Genomic DNA, 10,894 nt, shown 5'->3' on the forward strand with positions numbered 1-10,894 from the left:
GGCAAATCGACGTTGCTGCAAGCGGTTGGCCTGCTCGAAGGCGGATTTTCCGGGCGTATTCGCATCTGCGGCGAAGATGCCGGCACGCTGGATGATCTCGGCCGCACCCGCGTGCGCCGGCAGCGGCTGGGTTTTGTGTATCAATTCCATCATCTGCTGCCGGATTTTTCAGCGCGTGAAAATGTGATGCTGGCGCAAATGGTGGCCGGCGTGCCCAGCGCAGCCGCGAGCACCCGCGCAGATGAACTGCTCGGTGCGCTGGGCCTGGCCGCGAGGCTCACGCACAAACCGGCGCAATTGTCGGGCGGCGAACAACAGCGTGTCGCCGTGGCGCGCGCCCTGGCCAACCGCCCGGCGCTGGTGCTCGCCGATGAGCCGACCGGCAATCTCGATGAAGCCACCGCTGGGCTGGTGCTGGCGGAGTTTGTCAGCCTGGTGCGCGGGCAGGGCAGCGCGGCTCTGATCGCCACCCACAATCTGGCACTGGCGCGCTCGGTTGACCGGGTGGTGACGCTGAAGGCCGGCCGCATCGCCTGACCAGACACAAATCCGGCGCGGGGACCTTGTGTGTCACCGCGCCGGTTTGTCGCCCGTAATGCCGAAAGGTTATTGCGCGGTCCAGCCGCCGTCAACCGGAATGGCAATGCCGGTCATCTGCGCAGCGGCTTCGCTGGCCAGGAACGCGGCCAATTCGCCCATCTGCTCGGGCGTGGCGAACTGCTTGGATGGCTGCTTGGCGATCAGCAGCTGCTCGGTCGCTTCTTCAACGGTGATGCCCTGTTCGGCCGCCTTGGCCTCGATCTGCTTCTGCACCAGCGGGGTGTGCACCCAGCCTGGGCAGATGGTGTTGCAGGTGATGCCGCTGCCGGCGTTTTCCAGCGCAACCACCTTGCTCATGCCGACAACGCCGTGCTTGGCAGCAACATAGGCGACCTTGTGGACGCTGCCGATCAAGCCGTGCACGGAAGCGATGTTGATTATGCGGCCGAAACCCTTGGACTTCATGTGCGGCAGTGCCGCCTTGATGGCATGGAAGATGCCGGACAGGTTGATGGCGATGATCGCGTCCCAACGCTCGGCCGGGAAATCCTCGACGCTTTCGGTGTACTGGATGCCGGCATTGTTGACGAGAATGTCAATCGAACCAAAGCTGCTGACGCACAGTTCGACCATCGCCTTGACATCGTCGGGCTTGGAAATGTCGGCGCCGCTGTAGACGACCTTGACGCCATACGTGGCTTCAAGATGCGCGCGCTCCGCTTCGATGGCTGCGGCATCACCAAAGCCGTTGATGACAAGATTGGCACCCTTTGATGCCAGCACATTGGCAATGCCAAGACCGATGCCACTGGTTGAGCCAGTGACGATTGCACTAAGTCCCTTGAGCATGGAAAATCCCCTGTTTTCGCGCCTGGTGAAATAAATCTGGTGATTGCGCCTTGTGAAATGAGACCGGTAGGTGGTTATCAAGAGTCTTTGTGACGGAGCAATTACAGTGTGAATTGTTTGCAACTGCGGCGAATCGTCCTTGCCCACTTCACTATCGTGGGTTATCCCTTTCTTCCACCGCAAAATCAATGCTGTCCTGCGGTCAAACGGGGGGTTTCTATGGCGACCAAGAATGTGCGCAATGCGCCGGCCGATGTGCCTGGGGCCAACAGCAAAACCGTCAATCTGGCGTTGCAGGGCGGCGGTGCGCACGGGGCCTTTGCTTGGGGCGCGATTGATCGCCTGCTTGAGGATGGCCGCGTGAAGTTCGATGCGGTGAGTGCCACCAGCGCCGGCGCGATGAACGCCACTGTGTTGGGCTATGGCCTGACCATCGGCGGCGCGGATGGCGCGCGCGAGGAACTGGAAAAATTCTGGAAGAAAATCAGCGACGAAGGTGCCAAGGGGCCGTTGCAGCCATCGTTCATCGACAAGGCGCTGAACAATCACAACCTCGATTACAGCCCGGTTTTCATGATGATGGACATGTTGTCCCGGGTGATGTCGCCGTATCAACTCAATCCGATGAACGTCAATCCGCTGCGCAAGGTTCTGGAAAGCTCGATTGATTTCAACGTTTTGCGTGAAGGCTGCCCGATCAAGCTGTACTTGTCGGCAACGAACGTGCGCACCGGCAAGGTCAAGATGTTTGAAAATCACGAAATCGGCCCGGATCAGGTGCTGGCTTCGGGCTGTTTGCCGTTCATGTTCCAGACCATCGAAATCGACGGCGAAGCCTATTGGGATGGTGGCTACATGGGCAACCCGGCGATTTTTCCGTTGATTTATGGCAGCGAAACCAACGATGTGGTCATCGTCCACATCAATCCGCTCAACCGCAATGAAATTCCCAAATCCGCCAAGGACATCATGAACCGCATCAACGAAATCAGCTTCAATTCCAGCCTGATGCGTGAAATGCGGGCGATCGCCTTTGTCAGCCACCTCATCGATGATGGCCAGCTGGAGGACGACAAGCATCGCCGCATGCTGATCCATTCGATTCAGGACGAGGAATATATGACCAGCCTGGGCGTCACCAGCAAGCTCAACCCCGATTGGGGCTTCATGAAGAAGCTGCGCGATGTGGGCCGCGAATGTGCCAGCAAGTGGCTGACAGAGCATTTTGATGATATCGGCGTGCGTTCGTCCACTGATATCAAGTCTTCGTTCCTGTAAAAATCGCATTGGCAAACTGTAACGGCTGGGGGGCACGTGGAACCATGACACCAGAAGAAATACTGAAGCTTCCGTCGATGCCAGCGGTCGCGCCCAGCTATCCGCTGGGGCCATACCGCTTCATCAACCGCGAATTCATGATCATCACCTATGAAACCGATCCGGTGGCGCTCCGCGCTGCGGTGCCGGAACCGTTGGTGCCAAATGCCGACAATCATGTGCTGTACGAATGGATCCGCATGCCCGACAGCTCGGGATTTGGTGATTACACCGAAAGCGGCATCGTCATTCCGTGCACGTATAATGGTGAGCCGATCAACTACACGGCGCAAATGTATCTGGACGATCAGCCGCCGATCGATGGCGGCCGCGAAATCTGGGGCTTCCCAAAGAAATATGCGCTGCCCAAGCTGGAAGTGGCGTCCGACACGTTGACCGGCACCTTGTCGTACGCCGGGCAGTCGGTGGCGATGGGCACCATGGCCTACAAGTGGCAGGAAGCGCCGGGTGGCTGCGAGGCCCAGGCCAAGGGCATGACCAAGACATCGTGCAACCTGAAGATCATCCCCGACGTGGATGGCAGCCCGAAGATCTGCCAGCTCGTCGCCTATAATCTGGAAAATATCACGGTGAAGGGCGTCTGGGTCAGCCCGGCGCGGTTGCAGCTGATCCCGCATGTCAATGCGCCGGTGGCGGATCTGCCGATCTTGCGCATCGTGGGCGGCAAGCATTTCGTCAGCGATCTGACGCTGCCGCATGGCCGCGTGCTGTTCGATTACATCAAAGACGCCGGCTGAGGAGGGACAGGACATGAACAAGCAGGATGTGCTGAAGCTCAGCTCGATGCCGCTGCAAAGCCCGACCTATCCGACCGGGCCGTACAAATTCTTCAACCGGCAATATATGATCATCCAGTATCGCACCGATCCGGCGATGATCCGCAAGCTGCTGCCGGAACCGCTGATGCCCGATGGCGATATCGTCACGGTGCAGTGGCTGGATTTGCCGGATGGCGAAGGCTTTGGCGCCTATTCGGCAGCGGTGCAGGCGATTCCGTGCCTGCTGAACGGCGAAAAATGCAATTTCCTCGTCCAGATGTATGTCGATAACTGCCCGCCTCTGGCTGGTGGCCGCGAAATCTGGGGCTATCCGATGAAATATGGCCAGCCAACGCTGGAAACCGCCAGCGACACGCTGACCGGTGTGCTCACCTATGCCACCCAAAAAGTGGCCAGCGGCACGATGGTCTACAAGCACAGTAGCCCCGATGATCTTGGGGAGGTTGAGGCTCTGCTGAAGCGCACGCAGGTGACACTGAAGCTGATCCCGGACATTGACGGCACGCCGGCCATTGCCCAGCTGGTGGGCATCAATTTCGACAAGGTGATCGTCAAGGGTGCCTGGACCGGGCGCGCCCGGCTGGAACTGACCCCGGCCGTCAATTGCCCGATGGCCGATCTGCCGGTGCTGGAGCAGCTGGACGGGCTGCACATCATCACCGACATGACGCTGCCGTACGGCAAGGTGCTCCACGATTATCTTGCCTGATTGATCCACCCGCGGCCGGCGCCGATGGGCGCCGGCCGCGGGTGGGCGTCGTTTTTCTGGGGACAACACTGCCGCGCTGGTTGGCAGCCAGCCCGCAGCATGGGCATAGTCCAGTGATGGCCCACGCTGGATTCGTTCCTCTTCGCTGCCAGAGCGGCTTTTCGATGCTGGAAGGCGCGATCCAGCCGGAACAACTGGCAAAATCGGCGCGGCTGGCCGGCTTTCCCGCAATTGGCCTGGCCGACCGCGCCAACATGTTTGCCGCCATGGATTTTTCGGCGGCGGCCAAGGATGCCGGTGTCCAACCGCTGATCGGCGCGCTGCTGCCCGTTGAGCGTCCGCAGGGCGCGTTGGCCGCCGCCGCGCTCACCGGCCGGGCCGAGGTTGATTGGCTGGTGCTGTTTGCGCAGGACGAGCTTGGCTACACAAATCTGATCGCGCTGGTGTCCGATGCGCATCTGGAATCGCAGGCCGCCAGCGAACCGATGCTGCGGCTGGAGGCGCTGGATGGCCGCACCGATGGCCTGATCTGCCTGACCGGCGGCGCAGACGGCGCGCTGGCGCGGTTGCTGGCCGAGGGGCAGGACGCCGACGCCATGGCCGACCGGCTGGCGGCGCTGTTTCCCGGCCGGCTCTATATCGAGATTTCGCGCAGCAATGATCCCATCGAGCAGCGCAGCGAAGCGGGACTGCTGCGCCTGGCCGCAGCGCGCGATCTGCCCATCGTGGCCACCGCGCCGGTGAAATTCCTCACCGCTGATATGCATGCGGCGCATGATGTGCTGCTGTGCATTGCCGACAGCGCCTATGTCGAAAGCCAGGATCGGCGCACATCCAACCCCGAACACTGGCTGAAACCCGCCAAGGCCTGGCACAAATTGTTCGCCGATCTGCCCGAAGCCATCGCCAACACGCTGGTGGTGGCGCAGCGCTGCGCCGTGCTGGCGCCCAGCCGCAAGCCGATCCTGCCGCGGCTGGCGGCGGGCGGCGAAGATGATGCGCTGCGGGCCAATGCGCGCGCCGGGCTGGATGCCCGCATGGCCGTGCTCGGCCTGAGCGGTGATGCGCGCGCGGCGCACGACAAGCAGCTGGAGTTTGAGCTGAATGTCATCATCAACATGGGCTTTGCGGCCTATTTCCTGATCGTGGCCGATTTCATCGTGTGGGCGAAGGCGCAGGGGATTCCGGTGGGGCCGGGGCGCGGCTCGGGCGCTGGTTCGGTGGCGGCATGGGCGCTGACCATCACCGATCTGGATCCGCTGGAACATGGCCTGCTGTTTGAGCGTTTCCTGAACCCTGACCGCGTGTCGATGCCGGATTTCGATATCGATTTCTGCGAAACCCGGCGCGGCGAAGTCATTGATTATGTGCAGGACCGCTACGGCAAGGACCGGGTGGCGCAGATCATCACCTTTGGGAAGATGAAGGCGCGCGCCGTGCTGAAGGATGTCGGCCGCGTGCTGCAGGTGCCTTATGGCCAGACCGATCGCCTCGCCAAGCTGGTGCCCAATCTGCCGGCCGATCCGTGGACGCTGGACCGTGCGCTGGGCAAGGGCCGTGACAAGGACGGCAACAAGCAGGCGGGTGATCCGCAGTTTCAGGCCGAAGTGGCGCGCGATCCCAAGATCAAGGCGCTGGTGGATATTGCGCTGCGCCTGGAAGGCCTGCCGCGCCACAGCTCCACCCATGCCGCCGGTGTGGTGATCGGCGATCGGCCACTGAAGACACTGGTGCCGCTGTATCGTGATCCGCGTTCGGACATGCCGGTGACGATGTTTGAAATGAAGGCCACCGAAAAGGCCGGGCTGGTGAAGTTCGACTTTTTGGGGCTGAAAACCCTGTCCGTGCTCGACCGCGCCGCGCGGATGCTGGCAGACAAGGGCGTGTCGGTGGATTGGGCGACGCTGCCAACGGACGACCCGGCGGTGTACCGGCTGATTGCCGAAGGCGACACGGTGGGCGTGTTCCAGTTTGAATCCGAAGGCATGCGCCGCGCCCTCACGCAGGTGCGGCCGGATTGTTTTGGCGATATCGTGGCGCTGGGCGCGTTGTTCCGCCCTGGCCCGATGGACAATATCCCCAGCTTTGCCGCCCGCAAGAACGGCCGCGAAGCGGTGTCGCTGCTGCACCCGGCGATGGAGCCGACGCTGCGCGAAACCTATGGCATCATCGTCTATCAGGAACAGGTGATGAGCCTGGCGCGCGAGCTGGCCGGCTACAGCCTTGGTGAAGCCGATCTGCTGCGCCGCGCCATGGGCAAGAAAATCCAGGCCGAAATGGAAGCGCAAAAGGAACGCTTTGCGCAGGGCGCGGCGGCGAACGCCATCGATGCACCCACGGCGACTGCCATTTTCGATTTGATCCTGAAATTTGCCAATTACGGCTTCAACAAGAGCCATGCTGCGGCCTACGCGGTGATCAGCTATCAGACGGCCTGGCTGAAAACCCACCACCGCGCCGAATTCTATGCGGCGTCGATGGAGTTCGACATGGACAACAGCGACCGGCTGGCGCTGTTTGTCGATGATGCGCGGCGGGGGCAGGGCGCGGCGGAAGTGGCGGTGTTGCCGCCGTGCGTGAATGCATCATCAGCGGATTTTTCAGTGGAAAATGGCGCGCTGCGCTATGGCCTGGCCGGGCTGAAAGGCGTGGGCCACAAGGCGATGCAGGCGCTGGTCGCCGAGCGCAACGCCAATGGCCCGTTCCGCGATCTGGCCGATCTGGCGCGGCGGGCCGATCCGCGCGGCCTCAACAAGCGCCAATTGGAAAGCCTGATTGGCGGCGGCGCCTTTGATGTGCTGCATCCCAATCGCGGCGGCGTGCACGCGCTCGCCGAAGCGATCATGGCATCGGCCAATGCCGCCACCCAGGAACGCGAATCCGCGCAAGCGGCGCTGTTTGGCGCCAGTGCCGGCGATGATCATGCCCGTCTGGTGCTGATGGTGCCGCCGCAAGCCTGGACGTCGGCGCAGCGCATGGCCCATGAGCAGGAGGCATTCGGCTTTTTCTTTTCGGGCCATCCGGTCGATGGCTTTGCCAATGTGCTGGTCGCCAACAAGGTGATCACCCACACGGAGGCGCTGGAGCTGCCCGCGCCCAAAGGCGGCGGCAAGCGCATGGTGATGCTGGCCGGGCGGCTGGAGGAACGGCGCTGGCGCACCACCCAGGCGAGCGGGCGGCGCTATCAATTGCTCACGTTTTCCGACCGCTCCGGGCAATTTTCCGCCAGCCTGTGGGAGGAGGATCTGCAGGAGCGGGTCGAGGCCCTATTGGCCGACGCGCCGGCGCTGCTGCTCGGCATCGAACTGCAATGGCGCGATGCCGATGATGTGCCGCGCCTGACGCTGCGCAGCCTGCAACCGCTGGCCGAACTGGCCAAGCGCACGCGGGGCCGGCTGGTGGTGCGGCTGGAACACCCGGCCGAAGTGGCGACGCTGGCGGCGGTGCTGGCCAAACATCCGGCGCTGGGCCGCGGTGAACTGGTCGCCGATGTGGCGACAGCAGACGGCGCGGCGCGGCTGGTGCTGGGCCGGCGCTGGCTGATCGATGCCGATCTCGAAGCCGCGCTCACTCGGGCGCTGGGGCCGGACCGGGTCGAGCAGGAAGCGCTGGACCCGCCGAATCTGGCGCTGGTGGGGTAGGATCAGGGTTGCCGGGCCGGGGTGCGTCAGACTGTGCAATTGCGGAGCCAAAATCCGCATTTTCCGGTGGTGGACTCAATGTGCGTAGTGTATGTCCGTAAATGAGGGCGCAAGACACTCGGATATTCTTGGGAGTTCACATGGCAACGCAATTGACCGACACGCGCAGCACGCAAACCCTGCCGCAGGGCAGCATCAGCTATCCGTTTCCGCCGCGTGTGAAGCCTGATTTGCCCAACCACGACGTCGCGACGCTGGAGGCTTATCTGGCCACGGCGCCGCTGGAAGATGTGGATATCGCCGATCCGATGTGGTGGTCCACCGATACAAACCATATCTATTTCAAGCGTTTGCGCAACGAAGCGCCGGTGTTTTTCACCAGCGTGAACAACAATCGCCACCGCGGGTTCTGGAGCGTGACGCGCTGGAACGATGTGATGGCGGTGGACACCAATCACCAGGTATTTTCATCCGATGCGCATCTAGGCGGCATCACCCTGTTCGATATGGACCAGGATTTCATCATGCCGATGTTCATCGCCATGGATCAGCCCAAGCATGATGTGCAGCGCAAGGCCGTCAATCCGATCGTTTCGGGCCAGAATCTGGCCAATTACGAAGACTTGATCCGCAGCCGCACCTGCGAAGTGCTCGACAGCCTGCCGCGCGGTGAAGTGTTTGATTGGGTGGACCTTGTTTCCATCGAATTGACCAGCCGCATGCTGGCCACGCTGTTCGGCTGGCCGCAGGAACGCCGCCGCATGCTCACCTATTGGTCGGATATTTCCACGTCCGATCCGGAATTGCCGGGCGCGCCCACCAAGGAAGAGCGGCAGGGCATCCTGCTGGGCATGCTCCAGGAATTCACCGTGTTGTGGAACGACCGCGTCAACAGCGAGCCGACCGGCGATCTTGTGTCGATGCTGGCGCACAATCCGGCCACGCGCAACATGCCGCCGATGGAGTTCATGGGCAATCTGGTGCTGCTGATCGTGGGCGGCAACGACACCACCCGCAATTCGATCACCGGCGGCCTGTATTTCCTCAGCCAGAATCCGGGCGAATATGCCAAGCTGCGCGCCGATCACAGCCTGGTCGACAATATGATCAGCGAGATCATCCGCTATCAAACGCCGCTGGCCCACATGCGCCGCACCGCGCTGCAGGATACGGTGCTGGGCGGGCAGCTCATTCACAAGGGCGACAAGGTGGTGATGTGGTATGCATCGGCCAACCGCGATGAAACCGTGCTCGACAAGCCGGACGAGTTCCGCATCGACCGCGCCCGCGCGCGCCAGCACATGGCGTTCGGCTTTGGCATCCACCGCTGCGTCGGCAATCGCCTGGCGGAATTGCAACTGAAAATCCTGTGGGAAGAAATTCTCAAGCGCTTTGACACGATCGAAGTGGTCGAGCAGCCGGAGCGCGTGCCCAGTGCCTTCGTGCGCGGTTACAAATCCATGATGGTCCGCATTCCGGCTTGAGGCAGCAACAGATGGTCAAGATCATTTACGTCGAGCACAATGGTGCCCGCCATGAAGTCAACGTGCCGGAAGGCGAAAACCTGATGGAAGGCGCGCTGCAAAACAGCGTGCCCGGCATCGACGGCGATTGCGGCGGCAACGCTGCCTGCGCCACCTGCCACTGCTACATCCCGTCCGAATGGCAAGCCGCGACCGGCGAACGTTCGGAGCAGGAAGATGCGATGATCGAGCTGGCGGATACCGCCAAGCCCAGCAGCCGTCTGGCTTGCCAGATCAAGGCTTCGGCGGCTTTGGATGGGATGGAAGTGTTGATGCCGGAAACGCAGCACTAATCGCCGCCGGGCGCGTGGACAGTGCGAAGCACTGCCCACCGACTCCGGCAAGATCGGACGGCGAGCGAAAAGGGCGGGGCCAACACCCCGCCCTTTTTGACTCGTTCGACGGCGTGGCTCCGCCACGCTCTTTCTTCCTTTCTTCCTTCCCAAACCCAAGCGGACTCGGCGGCTTCGCCGCCGGCCGCGCCCCGCAAGCGCCTTGCTCCCCACCCCAATCCGCGCAAAACTTTGCCACTGCTCGACTCACAGGGACCCCAGCCATGCCGATCTCTCTCCACGCCGCATTCGTGCCCTCTTGCCGCCAGATCATCGCCGGCTGCCTCAATGTGCTGGCCAAGGCCGAAGCTGCTGGTATCGGCGATCTGGCCGAACAAAGGCTGGCGCCTGACATGTTCCCGCTCGCCTTTCAGGTGCAGAGCGTGGCGGGGCACAGTGCGGGCGCCATTGCCGCGATGCGCACTGGCCAGTTCAGCCCTGGCGGCGGTTTTGCCATGCCGAGCTCGGATTATGCCAGCTTTACCGCGATGCTGACCGAAGCCGACGCCGTGCTGGCCGCCGTGACCGAGGCCGAGATGGAGGGCTTCATCGGCGGCGATACCGACTTTGTGTTTGGCGAACGCCGCATGCCGTTCAAGAGCGAGAATTTCCTGCTCAGCTTTGCCCAGCCCAATTTCTATTTCCACGCCGCCACGCTCTATGGGATTTTCCGCAACAAGGGGGTGGGGCTGGGCAAGAAGGATTATCTTGGCCGGCCCAGAATCGCTGTTTGACCATTGCGGTTTGACCATCGCGGTTTGACCATGGCGGTGCGGTGCCGCATTGCCTGTCTGTCGGGGCGGCTGCATAGGCCGCATCAAAGGAATTACCCCATGCGCTTCCCGCTCATCATCGTCGCCCTGCTGCTCACCGCGCCCGCCTGCGCTGCCCCCGTGCAGCAGTCCGCGCCCAATGTGCCGGAAAAATCGCCCGCCTTCGCCGGCCAGACCCGCGCCGAGGCGATCACCTCCAAAACCACCCTCAGCGTCACCGAAATCGCCACTGGCCTGAACCGGCCATGGGGCGTCGCCATCATGGCCGATGGCCGCTTTCTGGTCAGCGAAAAGGCCGCCGGGCGGCTGACCATCGTGGGCAAGGATGGCACCAAGACACCGATCACCGGCACGCCGGCCACCGATGCGCGCAACCAGGGCGGCATGCTCGGCGTGGCGCTGCCGGGCGA

General features: G+C 62.3%; 10 protein-coding genes. 9 read left to right on the forward strand and 1 reads right to left on the reverse strand.

Features of this window, described 5'->3' with window-relative positions; translation table 11 throughout:
* Positions 1–537: ABC transporter ATP-binding protein (locus ABWP50_RS12215; protein WP_353218263.1), on the forward strand; the 537-nt coding region annotated here is incomplete at its 5' end.
* A 69-nt stretch (positions 538–606) separates the two neighbouring features.
* On the opposite strand, the gene ABWP50_RS12220 is transcribed toward ABWP50_RS12215, so the two are convergent.
* Positions 607–1,389, reverse strand: a complete 783-nt coding sequence (locus ABWP50_RS12220) for a 3-hydroxybutyrate dehydrogenase (RefSeq protein WP_353218264.1) — start codon at positions 1,387–1,389, stop codon at positions 607–609.
* Between the two features lie 219 nt (positions 1,390–1,608).
* Here ABWP50_RS12220 and ABWP50_RS12225 point away from each other — a divergent pair, with 219 nt between their 5' ends.
* From ABWP50_RS12225 to ABWP50_RS12260, 8 genes are all read left to right on the forward strand, one after another.
* Entirely contained in the window at positions 1,609–2,667 is a 1,059-nt protein-coding gene (locus ABWP50_RS12225; RefSeq protein WP_353218265.1) for a patatin-like phospholipase family protein, read from the forward strand.
* A 44-nt stretch (positions 2,668–2,711) separates the two neighbouring features.
* Positions 2,712–3,464 carry an acetoacetate decarboxylase gene (locus ABWP50_RS12230; protein WP_353218266.1) on the forward strand — a complete coding sequence of 251 codons (753 nt, stop codon included), beginning with the start codon at positions 2,712–2,714 and terminating at the stop codon, positions 3,462–3,464.
* Between the two features lie 13 nt (positions 3,465–3,477).
* A complete protein-coding gene (locus ABWP50_RS12235; RefSeq protein ID WP_353218267.1) occupies positions 3,478–4,215 on the forward strand; it encodes an acetoacetate decarboxylase in 738 nt (245 codons plus the stop codon).
* A gap of 116 nt (positions 4,216–4,331) precedes the next feature.
* Entirely contained in the window at positions 4,332–7,856 is a 3,525-nt protein-coding gene (gene dnaE / locus ABWP50_RS12240; protein WP_353218268.1) for a DNA polymerase III subunit alpha, read from the forward strand.
* Between the two features lie 140 nt (positions 7,857–7,996).
* Positions 7,997–9,340, forward strand: coding sequence for a cytochrome P450 (locus tag ABWP50_RS12245; protein ID WP_353218269.1), 1,344 nt, complete (start codon positions 7,997–7,999; stop codon positions 9,338–9,340).
* Positions 9,341–9,351: 11 nt separating this feature from the next.
* The gene (locus ABWP50_RS12250; RefSeq protein WP_353218270.1) at positions 9,352–9,672 is read left to right on the forward strand and encodes a 2Fe-2S iron-sulfur cluster-binding protein; all 321 of its coding nucleotides are present in this window, start codon (positions 9,352–9,354) and stop codon (positions 9,670–9,672) included.
* A 263-nt stretch (positions 9,673–9,935) separates the two neighbouring features.
* Positions 9,936–10,445, forward strand: coding sequence for a DUF1993 family protein (locus ABWP50_RS12255; protein ID WP_353218271.1), 510 nt, complete (start codon positions 9,936–9,938; stop codon positions 10,443–10,445).
* Positions 10,446–10,544: 99 nt separating this feature from the next.
* Positions 10,545–10,894: PQQ-dependent sugar dehydrogenase (locus tag ABWP50_RS12260; RefSeq protein WP_353218272.1), on the forward strand; the 350-nt coding region annotated here is incomplete at its 3' end.

The organism is Sandarakinorhabdus sp. (assembly GCF_040398645.1).
Taxonomy (GTDB): domain Bacteria; phylum Pseudomonadota; class Alphaproteobacteria; order Sphingomonadales; family Sphingomonadaceae; genus Sandarakinorhabdus.